This window comes from Chryseobacterium sp. NG-CE01, from assembly GCF_055695505.1.
Genome location: NZ_CM146369.1, coordinates 3,046,163 through 3,066,854 on the forward strand (window position 1 = coordinate 3,046,163; position 20,692 = coordinate 3,066,854).

Below are 20,692 nucleotides of genomic sequence, written 5' to 3' on the forward strand. Positions count from 1 at the left end.
TAGGGTTATAGAGTAGGAGTTGTCATAAGCTTTTGATTAAATTTTTCATATTTCCATAAAGTAAAATACACTAAAACACTCATACACTAAAACGCTTCAGACTCGTTTAAACCTGATCCAGTGGTTTTCGGTTATGAATTTTTAGTTTTTTAAATTCTGTAGTCGTAAAACCGGTACTGCTTCTAAACTGTGAAGATAAATGCTGAACACTTTTATAGCCAAGTTTCCCAGCGATTTCTGTTAACGTAAATTCGTTGTACAGAAGAAGCTCTTTTACTTTTTCGATTTTTTGAAGGATAAAAAACTGTTCAAGGGTAATGTTTTCGTTTTGGGAAAACGTTCTGGAAAGTGCGCTGTAATCTTTGTTGAGCATGCTGCTTAAAAATTCCGACAGAAGAAAATCTTCATCAATATCCAGTTCGCTGATTTTTTTAATGATGAGGTTTTTGATTTTTTCAACGAGCTGTCGGGACGAGTCCTTAATTGTTTCGAACCCTATTTCTTCCAGGCGTTTCTCCAGCAGAAGAAGTTTCTCATCCGAAACCTCAGATGCTGTTTCTGCTTCACCGAGACTGATATTTTTAACGTCGATATTGATTTCATTAAAAATGCCTGAAACCGCAGTGATGCATCTTTCGCACACCATATTTTTTATATAGATTTTCATTCGGGTTCCTGTTTGCTGAGTCTGTCTTTTACAAACTCCACTTTTGTTTTTCCGTGAGGTGCAGGATTACCGCTTTCATCGAGGTTTACCATAACAATTTTGTCGACCGTAATAATGGTCTGGTGTGTCATTTTATTCCTTACATCACATCTTAAGGTTAGGGACGTAGACCCGAAAGCCGAAACTTCTATCCCGATTTCGATAATATCTCCCTGTTTTGCAGAGCTTACAAAATTGATTTCTGAGATGAATTTTGTAACTACTTTTTTATTTTCAAGCTGAATAACTGCATATAGAGCTGCCTCTTCATCTATCCACTGCAACAGCCTGCCGCCGAATAAAGACTGGTTGGGATTCAGATCTTCGGGTTTTACCCACTTTCTTGTATGATAATTCATTGTTGTAATATTTCCGGTGCAAATTTAGTGTTAAAATATAGCTCGGTCCAAGGAATAGAGATTTACTGTCTGAAAGAAAATTATTTATTTTCTCAATGATCATGGCAAAAATGCATATATCTGTGCTGAGCATAATATATAATTTACCAATATTTATTTTTTTACTAAATATTCATAAAAAATTCATGATGAATTAATACTTTTTAACAAAGCTATGTTTTGGTTGAAAATTTTATTAAAATATTTTTAAAAAAGCTTTTGATATGAAATTATAAGTTGTATATTGCACCTGTCTTATATCTGGAATCAATATTTGTTCATTCTTTATGTTGTTTTTCTTTTATAAACCAAATCATTTTTAACATTTTTAATTTTTTACTCAGATGAACATTTTTGTTTCAAACATCAATTACGCAACTAAAGACTACGAGTTGCAAGATCTATTTTCAGAATTTGGAGAAGTTTCTTCAGTAAAAATCATTACAGACAAAGAAACTGGGCGTTCAAGAGGTTTCGGTTTCATCGAAATGGAAGACGCTGAAGGTCAGCAGGCTGTTGAGGCTCTTAATCAGAAAGAATTCAACGGAAAAACACTTAATGTTTCAGAGGCTAAACCAAGAGAGGAAAAGCCAAGAAGAACTTTCAGTAACAACGCAGGCGGTGGAAACAGAGGCGGCGGCGGAAGTTACGGAGGTGGTAACAGAAGTGGAGGTTACGGAGGTAACAACAGAAGCGGTGGAGGTTACGGCGGTGGAGACCGTGGCGGTAACGGCGGCGGAAAACGTTGGTAAAAATATAAGCGGCTCCTAAAGAGCCGCTTTTTTTATGTTATAATATCTATATTATTTTATTAATTATGTAAGCATAATGTGTTTTTCTCATATTTTATATATTTTATTTGGTTAACTCACAGAAAGTTTGTAAGTTAACATAACAAAATTAAATTAATAATTATGAGAAAAAAATTACTTTTGGCGTTGCTTGCAATGCCTCTTATTGCCAACGCGCAATTTACCCAGAATTTTGATGCAGGAACAACGATTCCGACAGGTTGGACCGTCTTAAACGGCGGAGATACTAATACATGGTCTATTGTAGATTATACCGGAGGAAATATTACGGCCTACAGTGGCGCCAATACTGTTTCTATCGGTTATAGTTCCTCAGCCCATGATGATTATTTGGTGACTCCGGCCATTACCGTTACTGCCGGTGTGAGCGATTTCCTTTCCTTTTATGCCAGAAGCAGGGATCCCCAGTATCCTGAAACTATCAGTGTGAAAATTTCTACCACTACACCTACAGCTGCCGCCTTTACTACTACATTGGCTGCATCGGTGGCGCCTGCAAGCGGTGCCAATTTTTATAGATATACCTACAATCTTTCAGCTTATGTAGGGCAGACTATCTATGTAGGTTTTCATTCTGCTACTACCGATATGTTTTTTTTTGATCTGGACGACATTTCCGTGGGAGCTATTCCTTCATGCGTTTCGCCTTCAGGTGTTACTGTTAATACCGTACTGTCTAATTCTGCCAATGTAAGCTGGACGGCTTCCCCTACTGCAGGAGCAACGTATCAGATAGAGTATGGACCGACAGGATTTACTCAGGGAACAGGTACTGTAATTACTGCATCTACTGCATCTGCTACTATTCCTAATCTTACAGCTGCTACCGGTTACCAGTTTTATGTAAGGTCAAATTGCGGTACAAATGGCTTCAGTGCATGGACGGCTGTAAAATCTTTTACCACCACCTGTGCTCCGGTTTCATCATTTCCTTATACCCAAAACTTCGACACAGCAACAATCCCTTCATGTTGGGCAAATGAAGCCGTCACAGGAGGCGGAACTGCTACCTGGAGTTACGTAACGGCAAACGGCAACAGCTCAATAACACCTAAATCTGCTCCAAGAATGGCAGAATTCAGAACGACAACAACAGGGAATAAAGCTAAATTATTATTACCTCCTTTGAATATTTCTGCACTTGCCACGCCTCAATTAAGATTCAGTCTTGCAAATGTAAACTGGTTTGGCGATGTGGATGAACTGAGAATTTACTATAAAGCAAATCCTTCGGATGCATGGACGCAGATCGGAAGTTCTTATACAACGGAAAATGCAGCGTGGCTTGATGTCAGCATACCGCTTCCGAATAAGTCTGCAAACTATATGATTGCTTTTGAAGGAACTTCAAACTGGGCAAGAGGTATTGATGTAGATAATGTATCTGTTGTTGATGCGTCTTCACTGGCTGTAAATGATGTAATAAAAAATACTGCAGATGTTAAAATTTACCCTAATCCGGTAAAAGACGTATTGAATATCAATTCTGATAAAAAGTTCAACAGTATAGAAATCTTCTCCCTTACCGGCCAGCTTATCAAAACAATTGATAAAGATGCGAGACAGGTAAATGTTTCTGATCTTACAAAAGGAGTGTATCTGTTAAGAGTGAAATCTGATGGAAAAGACCAGTCATTTAAAATCGTTAAAGACTAATCTATATAAAACAAATTAAATTATTAAGGCTGTCTCTAAGTGAGGCAGCCTTTTTTATGATGAAAAGTTTATTCCTTTTCTTTCTTTTTCTTCTTCTTTTTGTCCTTATTTTTCTTTTTTTCTTTTTTAGGATTGAGAATTTCATTGACGTATTCAAACTCCGGTTCTTTTTTTTGTACAGGATCTATCTCAATATTAAAATCTTTGAGATCTTCTGTTAAAATTAACTGTTCACGAATCATAAAGCCTAATATTTCTTTTCCGGAACCGTTGAAGAAATTATCGGAAAGCTGGGCAAGCAGAAATTTTTTGTAGTCCTCTACCGGTACAATAGTCTGATATCTGAATATTCTTCCTTCTTTTTCCGTTGAGAGATATCCTTTTTCAGTCAGTATTTTTAAATAGGTAGAAACTGTATTCTGATGTGGTTTGGGTTCCGGATGCTGTTCCATGATGTCTTTCAGATAAAAAGATCCGAGTTTCCACAATAATCTCATTAAGTTTTCCTCAGCGGATGTAAGATGATTTATTTTCATATGAAATTCTTAATGTTGAAACTGAATGTTGCAATAAAGATATATAAAAGATACCACAATAGCAATTCCGGCTCCCATGAACACTTCCCGCGGTGTGTGTCTTTTTAAGATAACCCTTGTGATTCCTACCAAAGCTGCAATACCCAGCCAGACCAGTCCGGTGACTGTATCAATAACAAAAAATAAAGCTGCAACGAAGATATTGAAAGCTGTATGCATGGAACTTTTAATATAATAATTACTGATCTGCATGGCAAAAAGCAGTATCAGGATAAAAAGCATGACAAAATCAATATATCCGTTTTTGAAGTAATTAAAAGCAATATAAGCAATCACACAAGCTGCAATAAAAAAATATAAGCTTTTGCGCTGGGTTCTGTTGGAAACATCCATATTGGTATATCGTCCTGTTTTTACATTCCACACCAGCCAGATTATTACGGGAAGTATTATCATTAATAAGATGGGAAGAAAATATAAAAGTGAATCCTTAAAAGAGTAATTTTTAATACTCATAAAAATGAAAAAAATAATCAAAGAAACCAAAGGATTAAAAAAATCGGATATAATTCTTGAAATTTTATGAATAAATGAAGGCTGTTTTTCTTCCATAATTAAGTTTGACCATGTAAATATAATATTATAACCAAAAAAACAATGGGCAGGTATACAATAAAAACAAAGTTTTTTTTATAATTTTGCTCAACTATTTCATAATAAATAAGCAAGAGCTCAACACATGAAAGAATTTTCTAAAGAGGTATACCTGAAGTGGTATGAAGATATGACAATGTGGAGAAGGTTTGAAGACAAATGCCGTTCTCTTTATCTAAAGCAAAAAATCAGAGGTTTTTTACATTTGTATAATGGCCAGGAAGCGATCCCTGCCGGATTTACACATGCAATGGATTTAACCAAAGACAGTATGATCACTGCTTACAGATGCCACATCCATCCGATGGCGATGGGAGTAGATCCTAAAAGAATTATGGCCGAACTTTGTGGTAAAGCCACAGGAACATCAGGAGGTATGGGTGGATCTATGCACATCTTCAGCAAAGAACACAGGTTTTACGGAGGTCACGGTATCGTGGGGGGTCAGATTCCTTTGGGTGCCGGTATTGCTTTTGCAGATCAGTATTTTGACAGAAAAGCGGTAAATATCTGCTTCTTCGGAGACGGAGCGGCTAGACAGGGTTCATTACATGAAACGTTTAACATGGCGATGAACTGGAAACTTCCTGTAGTTTTTGTGGTTGAAAATAACCAGTATGCAATGGGAACTTCCGTAAAAAGAACTGCTAACCACGAAGATATCTATAAATTAGGTCTGGGATACGAAATGCCTTGTCTTGCAGTAGATGCAATGGATCCTGAAAAAGTAGCTGAAGCTGCCTATGAAGCAATTGAAAGAGCAAGAAGAGGAGACGGGCCTACTTTCATTGAAGCAAGAACATACCGTTTCAGAGGACACTCTATGTCTGATGCAGAACCATACAGATCTAAAGAAGAGGTTGCGATCCATAAAAATGATGATCCTATTGAATTAATCAAACAAAGAATTCTTGCGAACAGCTGGGCTACCGAGGAAGAACTGGAAGCAATGGATAACAAATCAAGAGATTTCGTGGAAGAGTGTATCGAATTCATGGAGAACTCACCATATCCGGATGCGGAAAAAATCTATGAGTATGTGTATGCTCAGGAAGATTATCCGTTCTTAGATAAATTAGAAAACTAAAAGATAATAAGTCAATTTTGAAAGTTTGAAAATTTGAAAATGATTTATTATCATATCTTTTTTAATTTTCAAATTAACAAATTACCAAATTTTCAAATTAAAATAAATTATGGCAGAAGTAATTACAATGCCACGTCTTTCCGATACAATGACGGAAGGTAAAGTGGCTAAATGGCATAAAAAAGTAGGAGATAAAGTAAAGGAAGGAGATATTTTAGCAGAAATTGAAACTGATAAAGCCGTTCAGGATTTTGAATCTGAAGTAGAAGGAACTCTTTTATACGTAGGAGTGGAAGAAGGCGGAGCAGCTGCTGTAGATTCTGTGCTGGCAATTATCGGTAACGAAGGAGAGGATATCTCAGGATTAACCGGTGGTGAAGCTCCTAAGTCCAATGATTCTGAAGAGAAGAAAGTGGACGAAGACCATAAAACAGAAAATAACGCAACCAGCATAGAACAGGCGGATGCTGAGGTTCCTGCAGGAGTGGAAGTGATTACAATGCCAAGACTTTCCGACACCATGACGGAAGGGAAAGTGGCCAAGTGGCATAAAAACGTTGGCGATACCGTAAAAGAAGGAGATCTTCTTGCTGAGATTGAAACTGATAAAGCCGTTCAGGATTTTGAATCAGAATTCAATGGAGTATTGTTAAAGCAAGGTGTTGAAGAAGGAGGTGCTGCGCCTGTTGATTCGGTTTTAGCGATCATCGGACCAGAAGGAACAGATGTTTCAGGGGTTGGTGCTCCTAAGGCAGCTTCTTCATCATCAGAAAAGCCTGCTGAACAAAAAACGGAAACAAAAGAAGAAGAAAAATCTGCTCCGGCAGCCAATAATTCATCTACAGACAGAGTAGCCATTTCTCCGCTGGCAAAGAAAATGGCTCAGGAAAAGGGAGTAGATATCAACAGCATTCAGGGTTCAGGAGAAAACGGAAGAATCGTTAAAAAAGATATTGAAAATTACCAGCCTTCTGCTTCTAAGCCAAGTGCTTCAGCTCCGGCTGCAAGTCCAGCTGCAGCTCAGGTAGCATTAAGCTTTGTACAGGGTGAAGATACGGAAACTCCGAATTCACAGGTAAGAAACGTTATCGCGAAACGTCTTTCTGAAAGCAAGTTCACAGCTCCTCACTATTATCTGATGGTGGAGATCAACATGGACAAGGCAATCGAAGCAAGAAAAGAAATTAATTCTTTACCGGATACCAAAATATCTTTCAATGATATGATCATCAAAGCGACTGCGGTTGCATTGAGAAAGCATCCTCAGGTAAATTCAAGCTGGGCAGGTGACAAGATCATTCACAGAGGAAACATCAATGTGGGGGTAGCGGTTGCCATTCCGGACGGACTGGTAGTTCCTGTTCTTAAGAATACAGATCAGATGAACTATACCCAGATTTCTGCTGCTGTGAAAGATATGGCTGCAAGAGCGAAAAACAAAGGTCTTAAAGCAAATGAAATGGAAGGTTCTACATTCTCTATTTCAAACCTTGGAATGTTCGGAATCGAAACATTCACAAGCATCATCAACCAGCCGAATTCAGCTATCCTTTCCGTAGGAGCTATTATCGAGAAACCAGTTGTGAAAAACGGACAGATTGTAGTAGGAAACATCATGAAGCTTTCATTGGCTTGTGACCACAGAGTGGTAGACGGTGCTACAGGAGCTCAGTTTTTACAGACGTTGAAAACGTATTTAGAAAATCCTTTGACTTTGTTACTGTAATTCAGGAAAATTTTTAAATAAATAGAAAGCTTACCAGTATTTTTTGGTAGGCTTTTTTATTTTTAAGCTAATTTTAATGACTATTCGTAAATTTTAGAATGATGATTGCTATATTTAGCTTATGAAGTTGGGCAAAATAACATTAGACAAACAAAATATTTTTCTTTTATTACTGATCATAATGGTCGCAGCAGGAAAGCTAATTCCTTTCAGAGATGATTATAATCAGTATTTCAATTTATCAGGATTCATTGACTGGGGAATAGCGGCTATTTTTTTATTATACGGATTAAAGCTTAATATTAAAGAAATTGTTAAAGATATATCCAATTGGAAACTTCACCTTTTGGTTCAGTCCGGAACTTTTATTCTTTTTCCTTTGCTGGTATTTCTGTTCTATGGATTTGCAAAAGATACTGCATATTATACTACCTGGCTTTCCATATTTTTTCTTGCGTGTCTTCCGTCCACCGTATCATCGTCGGTTGTTATGGTTTCCATTGCTAAAGGAAATGTTACTTCCGCTATATTTAATGCGTCAATTTCAGGAATTATAGGAATTGTAATGACGCCTTTGCTAATGAGCTTTTTCATTCAGCCTGAGCAGGAGAATGTCAATAACTCGGAGATCATTCAGCAATTATTACTTAAAGTTTTATTGCCGATCATTCTGGGTCTGCTTTTAAATCCATTACTTAAAAATTGGGTAACCAGATACAGTAAGAACATTGCAGAATTTGATAAGATGATTATTCTGCTTATTGTTTATGAAAGTTTCTCTGAAGCTTTTACCCAGAATGTTTTTGCATCGGTAGCGCCAACAGTTTTTATCATCATCGCCGCAAGTGTGGTTATTTTATTTTTTTCAGTATACGAAATCCTGAAACTGATTTCTAAAAAACTGCATTTTAAAAGAGAAGATATTATAACGGCAACCTTCTGCGGATCAAAGAAATCTTTGGTGCACGGAAGTCTTTTTGTGATGGTTCTCGGAATTGCTGAAGACCAGAAAGTATTGTTTCTGCTGCCTGTAATGATTTACCACAGTTTCCAGTTGTTTTTAAGCTGGCTGGCCAGCAGAATTGAAAAGAGATCCCGGCTTCAGGAAATATAACATAATAAAATTCCTCTTTATTGCTGTTCAGATTCAAATCAAATCACTATTTTTGAACTATGATTAAAGCAAGAAATATCCATAAATCTTATGGAAATTTAGAAGTATTAAAAGGGGTTGATATTCATATCAAAACAGGCGAGGTTGTTTCAATTGTGGGCGAATCAGGAGCTGGAAAGTCTACGCTTTTACAGATTCTGGGAACGCTGGATCAGCCTACGACATCTTCGAAGTATGATACGGAGATCACCATTGCCGGGGAGTCTTTCATCAATATGAATGATAAACAGCTTTCTAAATTCAGAAACCAGAATATTGGTTTTGTATTTCAGTTTCACCAGCTTCTTCCGGAGTTTACAGCCCTGGAAAATGTGCTTTTGCCTACAAAAATTGCCGGAGCCAACGAAAAGGAAGCTATGGAAAAGGCATATGCTTTATTTGAAGATCTTAAAATAGAACAGAGACTTCATCACAAACCCAACCAGCTTTCGGGAGGAGAAGCCCAGAGAGTTGCTGTTGCGAGAGCTTTAATCAATTCTCCGAAGATTATTTTTGCCGATGAGCCTACGGGAAATCTCGATTCTAAAAATGCGGATGATCTTCACCGATTATTCTTTGATCTTAGGGATAAATATAATCAGACCTTTGTAATTGTTACACATAACCCGAATCTGGCAGAGATTACCGACCGGAAATTAATAATGAAAGACGGAATGATTATCGAATAAAAAGTTCCGCAAATGATGAAAACCTTTATTTTTTTGCTGTTATTCTTAATGTCTTGCTCAAAATTTGAATCCCAGAATTCAGATAAATATGCGTATTTGCCGGCATCAAGAATTTCAGAAATTAAAAATTTCATCAAAGGAAAAAATTACAATCAGGATCTTGCTGTTTTTATCAATTTTAAAATCCCTTCAGGCAAATACCGCTATTTTGTGTACGATCTGAAGAATGATAAAATTTTGCAGAAAGCCATTGTTGCGCACGGTGACGGATCTGTCGTAAAAAATTCTTCTTCGCTGCAATTCAGTAATGTTGACGGCTCTCATCAATCTTCTTTAGGGAAATATGAGATTCGCGAGAGCTACACCGGGAAATTCGGGAAGGCTTACCGTCTGAACGGTTTGGATAAAACCAACAGCAATGCAAGAACAAGAGCTATTGTACTGCATTCTTACTACTGTATTCCGGATAAAGAATCTGCAGCTCCTGCCTGCTTGAGTTTCGGATGTCCCATGCTTTCAAAAAATGCATTTAATGAAACTTCAAAATTTATCGATCGGTCAGAAAAAACAATAATTTTATATACATTTTATTAAAACTAAATAATTCATGAAAAACATTTCTATTCTTGCTGCATCACTATTAATGGTGATATCTTGCCAAAAAAAAGAACTTCAAAAAGAAAATCTGTCACTCAACCTTCCGAAAGGTTTTGAGCAGACCTTAATCTATACATCATCTACGGAAGGCAATAATAACGGAGGGATGAATGATGCTACAGAAATTAAATTCAGGGTAGATTCTGTAGACAAAAGTTCCAATTATTATATTACCGGAGAAATCATGAGAATGACTTTTAACCAGAAAATGTTTGGAGAAGAAATTCATTTTGATTCGCGTGAAGCTTCTAATAATGATGACGGAATGTGGGAGGAATTTAAACCAATGATCAATAATCCGTTTACCTTTAAAATAGATAAATTCGGTAATATTCTTGAAAAGCAGAAATTTACCAAAGAAAGTCCGGATGAAAGTGCTTTAAGCCAATACAATATTATTCCGTTTGCCTTTCCGAGAGAAACCGTGGAAGAAGGCTTTACCTGGAAAGTTGATACTTCCAATCCTTTCACGAAATCTATTATGCCCGTTACAAGCAGTTTTACGTACAAAGGTACGAAAGATAACAAGGTTGAATTTGCCATTAATTCAACAATGAAAGGTGTGGAAGGAGTGATGAAAGATACCGATATTAAGGGAAAATATGTTTTCGACAGCAAAACAAAAGCTTTAATTTCTGCAGAGAGAAATATGCCGGTTCAGATGGGCGGCGGTACCGCAACGTTTACCATTACTCCGAAAATTCAGGGTTTTTAATTAATCATTTTATCATGTCCATTAAATTTTTAGCTGAAGACGACAGACCCCGGGAAAAATTTTTGCTGAAAGGCAGAAGCTCACTTTCCGATTCCGAACTGCTGGCCATCATCATGGGCAGCGGAAACAGGGACGAAACAGCAGTAGAGCTGGCAAGAAGGATTCTGGCTTCCGTGAATAACAACTGGAATCAGCTCAGTCTGCTATCAGTCAAGGATTTAATGAAATTTAAAGGTGTGGGAGAAGTAAAAGCCATTTCCATTGCCACTGCGCTGGAAATCGGCAGAAGAAGAGCCGGGCAGGAAATTCCGGAAAAACCTGTCATTTCGAGCAGCAAAACGGCTTACGAAATTTTCAGAAATCATTTGTCGGATTTAAGGACAGAAGAATTCTGGGCAATTTTTCTGAACAGAAGCAATAAAGTAATTCATTTCACACAATTGACACAAGGCGGGATCAATCAGTCTATTGTAGACGTCAGGGTTTTATTTAAAACAGCTCTGGATCACTTTTCAACGGGAATTATCATTGCCCATAACCATCCTTCGGGAAGTCTGCAGCCGAGCCGCGAAGATATTGAGATCACCAAAAAAATAAAAATTGCCGGCGAAACACTCAATATCCAGCTTCTGGACCATCTTATCATTACTCAGAATTCTTATTTTAGCTTTTCAGACGACGGATTATTATGATGAAAAGACTTAAATATCATGAAATTGATTTCCAAAAATATTCAAAATGCCTGGAAAATTCTGCACAACAAAACTGGTATGCAAAAAAAGAAGTTTTGGATGAGCTCTCGGGAAACTGGGAGATTATCGTGTATGAAGATTATAAAGCAGTTTTACCGGTTCCGTTGAAAAAGAAGTTTGGGATCAATTTTGTCATTATGCCGCTTTTCTGCCAGCAGTTGGGTGTCTTTTCAGAAAAGAATGATGTTGAGATTAATAATAAGTTTTTACAGTTCCTTAAAAAAAATTATAAAGTCTTCTTATATTCTTTTAATCATCACAATTCATTTTCAGAGCAATTAGATAAAAAAAAGAACTATACGATTCCTGTTTCTGATTATGTGATGTTAAGAAGGAAAAAATATTTCAAAGGCAGAAAATCAACGGCAAAATGCGCGCAGCATCTCATTTATAAAGAAATTGAGCTAAATCCGGAGCACATTTCTTTTATTGAAAAACATTTTAAAGGCCTTAGAAAAGAAACCGATATTAAGAAGTTTAAAGACTATCTAAAGTTTCTTCATCAGAACAATTCACTAAAACTTTGTGCTGCTTATCTGGAAGAAAAACTGATCAATGTCGCTGTTTTGGTAGATGAAAACAGCAAGCTCTCTTTGTTAGGATTAATAAACGATGAAACCTATAAAACAGAAAACGGGCCTTCATTTTTAATTGATAAGATCCTGAATCATTACATTCATGAGAAAGAATTTAATTTTATGGGGAGCAATATTCGGGGAATAGAAGTTTTTTTCAAAAGCTTCGGCGGTGAGCTTCAGGAATATCCTTATCTGCAAAGTAAAATTCTAAAGAAACTTTCTTAAAGATATTCAGATTATATTTAATTTTCATTAAATACTATTTATGGCAATCAGATAGATGAAATTAAAATACTAACGGCAATTGGAATAAATATTCCCGATTTGTTCTGCAGAAAATCAGGCAGAAAAGAATCGGGAATACTTATATCATTTTCAATGATAAATTCAGAAAATATCACTAATTTTGCTACCTCAATTATGGCTAGTTTTTCAGGATATTTACCTTATGCATTTGCATTGATTATTGCAATACCTTTTCTGGTGTTGCTGAGACAATTCGTATTTACATACATCAGGCTTAAAGAGCAGGAAATCAAACTTCTCACCGTAAAGTCGAACAGCGGAAACAAGGCACAGTCGTATGAAAGAATGACGCTCTTTATGGAGAGAATAAAGCCATCCAATCTTATTCAGCGTTTTGATAAAGACCTTGCTGTTCATGAATTCATCTTTCTTACAGAGAAAAACATTAATGAAGAATTTGATTATAATGCTTCCCAACAGCTTTACATTACCAAAAATTCCTGGAAGAATATTGTTGATTCTAAAAATGCCATCATCGAACTTCTTCACAAAACCTATAGTGAAATCAGCGGAAATGCTACGCTCGATGAGTTCAAGACTGTTTTTATCATGAATTTTATAAACGGTGAAGATTATATTTCTGCAACAATAGAAGACCTGAGAAGAGAAATTTTAATAATAAGTTAACTAAAAAAATAAATTAAATTAAATAATGATTCCAAATTTTAAAGCACATCCATGGCACGGTATTTCTGCAGGAGAAGATGCGCCAAATGTTGTAAATGTTTTCGTGGAGATCGTTCCTTCTGACACCATCAAATATGAAGTAGATAAAGAAACAGGATTTTTGAAAGTAGACAGGCCGCAGAAATTTTCCAACATCATTCCGGCATTATATGGTTTTGTTCCAAGAACATACTGTGATGCTGCTGTAATGAATTTAGCTGTTGAAAGAGGAGCAACTGATGTTACCATGGGAGACCATGATCCGCTTGATATCTGTGTTTTAAGTTCACACAATATTCATGCTGGAGGTCTTTTGATGGAAGCTATTCCAATCGGTGGTTTCAAAATGATCGACGGAGGAGAGGCTGATGATAAAATCGTTGCTGTAATGATCGGTGACCACGCTTTCGGACATTTCAGAGACATTTCAGAATTGCCTGAAGCAGAAGTGAAACGATTAATGCACTATTTCTTAACCTACAAAAACCTACCGGATGAGCCTGCAAAATGCAGAATCCAGGAAGTATACGGAGCGGAGCATGCTAAAAAAGTGATCAAAGCTTCCCAGGAAGATTACGCAAACAAATACGGAGGATAGAATACTCTTATTGACTATATAAAAAGCAGATTGGTGACAATCTGCTTTTTTAATGTAAAAAATGTTTTGCAATTATTTTTTCTGATAGACCGTGATTCCTTCTTTAATGGTTTCCAACACTTTGATATCACGGATTTTGTCATGCTCAACAGTCAGTGGGTTCTGATCTAATATGACAAGATCTGCTAATTTTCCGGTTTTTATTGAACCTTTTCTTTCTTCCTCATGCAATTGGTAAGCTGCATTAATGGTTATTGCTTTTAAAGCTTCTATAGGTGAAATTCTTTCATCAGGACCAAGAATCATCCCCGAACGTGTTTTTCTGTTTACGGCAGCATAAACTGCAGTAATGAGGTCGGGAGGTGTTACCGGTGCATCGTGATGAATGGTAAACAAGATTCCTGCCTTTAAAGCCGAATTGGCCGGGCTTATAAAGGATGCTCTTTTCGGACCGAAGACACTTGAATAATGCCAGTCTCCCCACAAGTAGGCATGAGTAGAAAAATAAGAAGGAACCAGGCCAAGATCTTTTATCTTTATGATATGATCAGGGCGGCTGTTCTGTACATGAACCAAGGTAACCCGTAAATCAGAATGATATATTTTTTCATCCTTTAATTTTTGAATCACCCTTAAAGCCTGATCAATGGCTGCATCTCCGTTTACATGAAGCTGTGCGGTAATATTATTCTGAAATAAGTGTTTAAGATCGGTATACAGCACGTCATCGGAGAATATCGGAAATCCTTTATAATCTGTATTTTGTCCTTCAGGAGGTACAAGATATGGTTGAGTAAGCCATGCTGTTTTTCCCTGCGGAGATCCGTCATCCGAAAATTTAAAACCACCAAGCTTCAGGCGGTTTTTGTACTGCATATACTTCGGTTGAAAAGAATTGAAACTGGATTTAGAATATTCATAGTCAGGAAAATAGACTACATCTACTTTAAACAATCCTTTCGATGCCGCTTCCTCAAGAAGGCTTACATTTTCTCCCATCGTCCTTCCGTCACAAATTGTGGTTTGTCCGTAACTGAGCCATTCTTCCTGTGCTTTCATAAGGTTATCAAGAGCAAGAGTCTTGGCATTAGCTGTGTTACCTATTTTTTGAGTTAAAGCAAGCAAAGATCCAAAGCTGGCATTTTCTTCTAATTTTCCATTAAGCTTTCCTGTATTTTTATCTCTTCCGTAATGACCACCTTCAGGATCTTGTGAAGCTTCTGTAATACCCAAAAATTTAAGCATTGCACTGTTGGCAACACTGGCATGCCCCGAAGCATGAATAACAATAATAGGATTGGTCTTACTTACCGCATCCAGTTCTTCTTTAGTAGGATGCCTGTGTTCGGTCATTATAGCGTCATCATATCCGTTACCTATAATGGGCTGTTCTTCAGATATCTTATAGTTTTTGATGAAAGCTTTTATTACATTTTGTAAATCTTTAATAGAATTTACGGTACCATAAGGTGTTGGCGAAAGATCAATGGCCTGCATCATTCCTGCTCTGGATGTAAGATGACCATGAGCATCTATAAAGCCCGGCAGTAGCGTTTTGCCCTGTAAATCGACTTTCTTTGTATTTCGGTCTGTATATCGTTTAGCATCAGAATTTGATCCTACAAATTGAATCTTTCCGTTTTTGACGGTTACTGCTTCCGCCTGCGGAAAATCATTCTCCATAGTCAGAACTGTCCCGCCATAATACAGGGTATCTGCTTTTTGTTTTTGATGGATGCTCTGGCAGTTATAAAAAAATAGCAGGAGAAGCATTTTATAGAATAAGTCTTTCATGATATTAATTCATTTTTGGTGATGTTTAAAATTACGAAATTATCTTTTCGATTAGTTTACAGATCATTGGAAAATTTTGTTATATTTATAAAGCTAATTACAAATTTTTAATATTAAAATAATAAACTATGGATCTGTTCTATTTAATTCCTGTTTTCGGTGTCGTTGCCTTACTGTATACTTTTATTCAAAGTAACTGGGTAAGCAGGCAGAATGCGGGAAACGAAAAAATGAAAATAATCAGCGGACATATTGCTGACGGTGCAATGGCTTTTCTCAAGGCTGAATACAAGATTTTAACCTATTTTGTAGTGATTGTTGCCATTCTTTTGGCGATAATGGGTTCCAGTAATGCCGATTCTCACTGGAGTATAGGCCTGGCCTTCGTTGTGGGAGCCGTATTTTCCGCACTTGCAGGCTTTATCGGGATGAAGATCGCTACAAAAGCCAATGTAAGAACTGCGGAAGCGGCAAGAACTTCACTTTCAAAAGCATTAAAAGTTTCTTTCACCGGAGGTTCGGTTATGGGAATGGGAGTTGCCGGTCTGGCTGTTCTTGGTCTGGGAACGTTGTTTTTGATAATCAAACAGATTTTTGCTCCGGATGCGCATGTAGATTCACACGAGATGGAAAGGACGATAGAGATCCTTACCGGTTTTTCGCTGGGTGCTGAATCTATTGCCTTATTTGCAAGAGTAGGTGGCGGTATTTATACTAAAGCAGCAGATGTTGGTGCTGACCTTGTTGGAAAGGTGGAAGCCGGAATTCCGGAAGATGATCCCAGAAACCCCGCAACTATTGCCGATAACGTAGGAGATAATGTAGGAGACGTAGCCGGAATGGGGGCCGACCTTTTCGGTTCTTATGTAGCGACGGTTTTAGCAACCATGGTATTGGGAAGAGAAACGATTTCCGAAGATTCGTTCGGAGGATTCGCACCGATTCTTCTTCCGATGCTTATTGCCGGAACGGGAATTATTTTCTCTATCATAGGAACTTTATTTGTGAGAATAAATGATAACGATGATTCATCTACATCAAACGTTCAGAATGCACTGAATTTAGGAAACTGGGGAAGTATTGTTATTACAGCCATTTCTTCCTATTTCTTAGTTAATTATATTTTACCTGATAAAATGGTTCTTCGAGGCCACGAATTCACTAAAATGGGTGTGTTCGGAGCTATCATGGTAGGATTGGTCGTAGGAACATTAATGAGCATCATTACGGAATATTATACAGCAATGGGCAAAAGACCGGTTTCCAGTATTGTGAGACAGTCTTCCACGGGGCATGCTACGAATATCATCGGAGGACTTTCTGTCGGTATGGAATCTACTTTATTACCGATTATTGTTTTAGCTGGCGGTATTTACGGTTCCTATCTTTGTGCCGGATTATACGGAGTTGCTATTGCAGCAGCAGGAATGATGGCTACTACAGCGATGCAGCTTGCCATTGATGCTTTCGGACCGATTGCCGATAATGCCGGAGGAATTGCCGAAATGAGCGAATTACCGAAAGAAGTCCGTGAAAAAACAGATATTCTGGATGCGGTAGGAAATACAACGGCTGCCACAGGGAAAGGATTTGCAATCGCTTCAGCAGCTCTAACAGCTCTGGCACTATTTGCTGCTTTTGTGGGAATTGCAGGCATCGACGGAATTGACATCTACAGAGCCGATGTTCTTGCCGGCCTTTTTGTTGGCGGAATGATTCCGTTTATCTTTTCATCCCTTGCCATTACAGCAGTAGGACAGGCAGCTATGGCGATGGTGGAAGAAGTGAGAAGACAGTTCCGGGAGATTCCGGGAATCCTTGAAGGGAAGGCCCAACCAGAATACGAAAAATGTGTAGCCATTTCTACCGATGCTTCTATTAAAAAAATGATGCTCCCCGGAGCAATTGCCATCGTTTCACCTTTGCTTATCGGTTTTATTTTCGGGCCTGAAGTATTGGGAGGATTTTTGGCTGGTGCAACGGTTTGCGGTGTTTTAATGGGCATGTTCCAGAACAACGCCGGAGGAGCCTGGGATAACGCCAAAAAATCTTTTGAAAAAGGAGTGAATATCAACGGGCAGACTTATTACAAAGGTTCCGATCCGCATAAAGCGTCTGTAACAGGTGATACCGTGGGAGACCCATTTAAAGACACTTCCGGGCCGTCTATGAATATTTTAATTAAGCTGATGTCTATCGTTTCATTGGTTATTGCTCCTACATTGGCTGTTTTGCATAAAGATAAAATCGATGCTAACAGAAAGGCTAAGATTGAAAGCTTAACGGGAACGAAAAGTATTAATGCTGCTTCAGGAAATACAGCTATGGTTGTGGCTCCTGCAGAAGTAAAAGGATATCTGAATGAAAACGGTGATTTTGTATACGATACAGGAGCATTGAAAGAAGTTCAGTTAAATGATGGTAAAAAAATTTCCATCGGAGAAAACAGTCAGTTATACACCATGTATAATCTCGTGAAAAGTAAAGACCAGGCTCTTTTGGATCCTAACAGATGGTTCACCATAGAAAATCTTTATTTTGAAACAGGATCAAGCGAATTGAGAACAGGTGCTGACGCGCAGCTTTTAAATCTCGTGGAAATACTGAATGCGTATCCAACAATGAGAGTAAAATTGGGTGGTTACACAGATAATTCAGGAAACGAAGCAAGCAACCTGAAACTTTCAAATCTGAGAGCACAGACGGCAAAACTGAAACTTCTGGAACTGGGAATTACCGGTGACAGGGTAGAAGCTGAAGGATACGGAACCCAATATCCTGTTTGTGAAGCTAATGATACTGATGAATGTATGGCGAAGAACAGAAGAATAGATGTAAGAGTTTTAAGCCTCTAAAAATATATTTATAAACAAGCACTGCAAAGCGGTGCTTTTTTATGCTTTACCAATGGTAATTTCACCAAGATAATAACTTAAAGATTTTTTCGAAGATGCTCTAAAGCATTAATGATAAGCTCATCATTTTTAGCAAAGCTGAAGCGCACATAATCTGAATTATTTTTTGAATTATAAAAGGCGGAGAGCGGAAGACAGGCCACTCCTTTATCAACAGTAAGCCATTTGGAAAACTCTACATCAGTCATGGTCTTAGAGATATTCCTGAAATTAACGACCTGGAAAACGGCACCTTCGGTGATATGTTCAACCACAAAAGGCGTTTTTTTAATAAGTTCATTAAATAAATCACGTTTTTCCTGCATCAGCATCTGGTTTTTATAAGGATCAAAAATATCAAGATATTTGGCTATTGCATACTGACAGGGTGCATTGGCACTGTAAGAGATATATTGCTGGTGACATCTGAATTTTGCCGTAAGATCTTCCGACGATAAAAGATAACTCACTTTCCATCCTGTAGAATGAAACATTTTGCCGAAAGAAAAAATGCAGAAACATCTTTTCCGGAGTTCAGGATGAAGACACGCGCTGTAATGCTCGGCTCCGTCGTAGCAGTACGTATCATAAATTTCCTCGGAAATAAGATAAATTTCCCGGTCTTTTATCAATTCATACAGATGGTTCCACTCATGTTGAGACCATACTTTTCCGGTAGGGTTTTGTGGGGAATTAACAATGATTGCCTTGGTTCTATCCGAAATACAACTGCCTAATTTTTCCCAGTTGACTTTAAAATCACTGTCCAGATCATAGTAAACGGGAGTTCCATGATTCAGAACAATTGAAGGACCGTAAGTATAATAGGAAGGTTGAATTACAATCACTTCATCACCATGATTTACAATGCATTTAAGAGCGGTATATAATGTGAAAGTTGCACAGGGGGTAATGGTAACTTCCTTCTCATTAAGGAAAATACTGTTGTTTCTTTTTGAATTATAGCGTATGATACTTTCAATCAGCAAAGGGCTTCCCGCAAGCGGTTCATAATGATGCGTGGAATAATCGGCTGCTTCTTTCAGAAAAGCCTTCAGGCTTGGATCTATATCAAAATCGGCAAGACCCAGTGAAAGATCGAAGCTGTTATTCTTAACCGCCAGCTCAGACATTTCAGAAAAAAAGGAGTAATGTGTAAATCCGTAAACTTTCTCCATATACTTTGCATTTATATCAAATATAAGAAATTTACGCATGCATAGGAATGTAAATAAATTTTGTTATTTTTAGGGAAATTAAATTAAAAAATGAGAAAACTATTAGTTCCTATATTTTCAGCAGTTGTATTGGTAAGCTGTGGAACTGCGAAAACTGTTTCTGATGTTTCTTCTTCTCAAAAGTCCTCAGTAACGAAAGGTGACAAAGCTTTTCTTGCTGCTTATAATGAAATTAAAGCGGCTGACCTGAAGAAAAACCTATACGTTATTGCTTCCGATGAAATGGAAGGGCGTGACACAGGAAGTCCGGGACAGAAAAAAGCAGGAGAATATATGGTTAATTACTATAAAAACCTTGGGATTTCATTTCCTAAAGCACTTGGTTCCTACTATCAGAAAGTTCCTGCTCAATTCATGAAAGCACGGGGAGGATCAAACCTTCCTGACTCTGAAAATATTCTGGCATTTATTGAAGGATCTGAAAAACCTGATGAGATTATTGTTGTTTCCGCACATTATGACCATGTCGGTACAAGAAATGGCGTAGTTTACAATGGTGCGGATGATGACGGAAGCGGAACCGTAGGCGTAATGGAAATTGCCAAGGCTTTCCAGGCTGCAAAAAAAGCAGGAAACGGCCCTAAAAGATCGATCTTATTTCTTCATGTAACAGGAGAGGAACACGGCCTTTTCGGCTCGGAATATTATACGGACAACCCGGTATTTCCGCTTGCTAATACGGTTGTTGACCTTAATATTGATATGATTGGCCGTGATGATCCGGAGAACCGCGGAAAACAGTATGTTTATGTAATCGGATCCGAAATGCTGAGCTCCCAATTGAAAGTAATTAACGAAGAAGCAAATAAAAAGACCAATAACCTGGAGCTGAATTACAAATATGATGATCCGGGTGATCCTCAGAGATTGTATTACCGGTCTGATCATTATAATTTTGCTAAAAATAATGTTCCCGTTGCTTTTTTCTTCGACGGTATTCATGAAGATTATCATAAACCAACCGATGACGTTGAAAAAATCGATTACGATCTGCTCGCCAAAAGAACGCAGCTCGTTTTTGCAACCGCATGGGAAATTGCCAACAGGCCCGAGCGGATCATCGTTGATAAAAAATAA

20 protein-coding genes are annotated in these 20,692 nt (G+C 37.7%); 14 read left to right on the plus strand and 6 right to left on the minus strand.

Going from position 1 to position 20,692, the window contains the following annotated elements; all coding sequences use genetic code 11:
* Positions 1-106: 106 nt before the first annotated feature.
* Positions 107-667 (minus strand): helix-turn-helix domain-containing protein, encoded by a 561-nt coding sequence (locus ACYT6F_RS14165; RefSeq protein ID WP_472598295.1) that lies wholly within the window; start codon positions 665-667, stop codon positions 107-109.
* A complete protein-coding gene (locus tag ACYT6F_RS14170; protein ID WP_472598296.1) occupies positions 664-1,065 on the minus strand; it encodes an acyl-CoA thioesterase in 402 nt (133 codons plus the stop codon). Before ACYT6F_RS14170 ends, ACYT6F_RS14165 begins: the two co-directional genes overlap by 4 nt.
* Before the next feature lie 383 nt (positions 1,066-1,448).
* Between ACYT6F_RS14170 and ACYT6F_RS14175 the strand changes: the two genes are divergently transcribed.
* Entirely contained in the window at positions 1,449-1,856 is a 408-nt protein-coding gene (locus tag ACYT6F_RS14175; RefSeq protein ID WP_472598297.1) for an RNA recognition motif domain-containing protein, read from the plus strand.
* A gap of 162 nt (positions 1,857-2,018) precedes the next feature.
* A complete protein-coding gene (locus ACYT6F_RS14180; protein ID WP_472598298.1) occupies positions 2,019-3,572 on the plus strand; it encodes a choice-of-anchor J domain-containing protein in 1,554 nt (517 codons plus the stop codon).
* Positions 3,573-3,640: 68 nt separating this feature from the next.
* On the opposite strand, the gene ACYT6F_RS14185 is transcribed toward ACYT6F_RS14180, so the two are convergent.
* The gene (locus ACYT6F_RS14185) at positions 3,641-4,108 is read right to left on the minus strand and encodes a BlaI/MecI/CopY family transcriptional regulator (protein ID WP_472598299.1); all 468 of its coding nucleotides are present in this window, start codon (positions 4,106-4,108) and stop codon (positions 3,641-3,643) included.
* Positions 4,109-4,117: 9 nt separating this feature from the next.
* A complete protein-coding gene (locus tag ACYT6F_RS14190) occupies positions 4,118-4,564 on the minus strand; it encodes a phosphatase PAP2 family protein (RefSeq protein WP_472598300.1) in 447 nt (148 codons plus the stop codon).
* Positions 4,565-4,847: 283 nt separating this feature from the next.
* Here ACYT6F_RS14190 and pdhA point away from each other — a divergent pair, with 283 nt between their 5' ends.
* The 10 genes from pdhA (at position 4,848) to ACYT6F_RS14240 (ending at position 13,689) form a co-directional block, all read left to right on the plus strand.
* Entirely contained in the window at positions 4,848-5,849 is a 1,002-nt protein-coding gene (pdhA, locus tag ACYT6F_RS14195) for a pyruvate dehydrogenase (acetyl-transferring) E1 component subunit alpha (RefSeq protein ID WP_472598301.1), read from the plus strand.
* 109 nt (positions 5,850-5,958) lie between these two features.
* Positions 5,959-7,575 (plus strand): 2-oxo acid dehydrogenase subunit E2, encoded by a 1,617-nt coding sequence (locus ACYT6F_RS14200; RefSeq protein ID WP_472598302.1) that lies wholly within the window; start codon positions 5,959-5,961, stop codon positions 7,573-7,575.
* 121 nt (positions 7,576-7,696) lie between these two features.
* Positions 7,697-8,689, plus strand: coding sequence for a bile acid:sodium symporter (locus ACYT6F_RS14205; RefSeq protein WP_472598303.1), 993 nt, complete (start codon positions 7,697-7,699; stop codon positions 8,687-8,689).
* Positions 8,690-8,748: 59 nt separating this feature from the next.
* Positions 8,749-9,417 carry an ABC transporter ATP-binding protein gene (locus ACYT6F_RS14210; RefSeq protein WP_472598304.1) on the plus strand — a complete coding sequence of 223 codons (669 nt, stop codon included), beginning with the start codon at positions 8,749-8,751 and terminating at the stop codon, positions 9,415-9,417.
* A gap of 12 nt (positions 9,418-9,429) precedes the next feature.
* The gene (locus ACYT6F_RS14215; protein ID WP_472598305.1) at positions 9,430-10,011 is read left to right on the plus strand and encodes a murein L,D-transpeptidase catalytic domain-containing protein; all 582 of its coding nucleotides are present in this window, start codon (positions 9,430-9,432) and stop codon (positions 10,009-10,011) included.
* A gap of 13 nt (positions 10,012-10,024) precedes the next feature.
* Positions 10,025-10,789, plus strand: coding sequence for a DUF6263 family protein (locus ACYT6F_RS14220; protein WP_472598306.1), 765 nt, complete (start codon positions 10,025-10,027; stop codon positions 10,787-10,789).
* 14 nt (positions 10,790-10,803) lie between these two features.
* A complete protein-coding gene (gene radC / locus ACYT6F_RS14225; protein ID WP_472598307.1) occupies positions 10,804-11,481 on the plus strand; it encodes a RadC family protein in 678 nt (225 codons plus the stop codon).
* Positions 11,478-12,344, plus strand: coding sequence for a hypothetical protein (locus ACYT6F_RS14230; protein ID WP_472598308.1), 867 nt, complete (start codon positions 11,478-11,480; stop codon positions 12,342-12,344). Before radC ends, ACYT6F_RS14230 begins: the two co-directional genes overlap by 4 nt.
* Positions 12,345-12,539: 195 nt before the next feature.
* Complete coding sequence (locus ACYT6F_RS14235; protein ID WP_472601124.1) at positions 12,540-13,052, plus strand: DUF7935 family protein; 513 nt, start codon at positions 12,540-12,542, stop codon at positions 13,050-13,052.
* Between the two features lie 25 nt (positions 13,053-13,077).
* On the plus strand, positions 13,078-13,689 hold the full coding sequence (locus tag ACYT6F_RS14240; RefSeq protein WP_169230629.1) for an inorganic pyrophosphatase: 612 nt from the start codon (positions 13,078-13,080) through the stop codon (positions 13,687-13,689).
* Between the two features lie 72 nt (positions 13,690-13,761).
* Here the strand turns inward: ACYT6F_RS14240 and ACYT6F_RS14245 are convergent, their stop codons facing one another.
* Positions 13,762-15,483, minus strand: a complete 1,722-nt coding sequence (locus ACYT6F_RS14245) for an amidohydrolase (protein ID WP_472598309.1) — start codon at positions 15,481-15,483, stop codon at positions 13,762-13,764.
* A gap of 128 nt (positions 15,484-15,611) precedes the next feature.
* Here ACYT6F_RS14245 and ACYT6F_RS14250 point away from each other — a divergent pair, with 128 nt between their 5' ends.
* Positions 15,612-18,338 carry a sodium-translocating pyrophosphatase gene (locus ACYT6F_RS14250; protein WP_472598310.1) on the plus strand — a complete coding sequence of 909 codons (2,727 nt, stop codon included), beginning with the start codon at positions 15,612-15,614 and terminating at the stop codon, positions 18,336-18,338.
* A 77-nt stretch (positions 18,339-18,415) separates the two neighbouring features.
* Here the strand turns inward: ACYT6F_RS14250 and ACYT6F_RS14255 are convergent, their stop codons facing one another.
* Entirely contained in the window at positions 18,416-19,555 is a 1,140-nt protein-coding gene (locus ACYT6F_RS14255; RefSeq protein WP_472598311.1) for an aminotransferase class I/II-fold pyridoxal phosphate-dependent enzyme, read from the minus strand.
* A gap of 90 nt (positions 19,556-19,645) precedes the next feature.
* Here ACYT6F_RS14255 and ACYT6F_RS14260 point away from each other — a divergent pair, with 90 nt between their 5' ends.
* Positions 19,646-20,692 (plus strand): M28 family metallopeptidase, encoded by a 1,047-nt coding sequence (locus ACYT6F_RS14260; RefSeq protein ID WP_472598312.1) that lies wholly within the window; start codon positions 19,646-19,648, stop codon positions 20,690-20,692.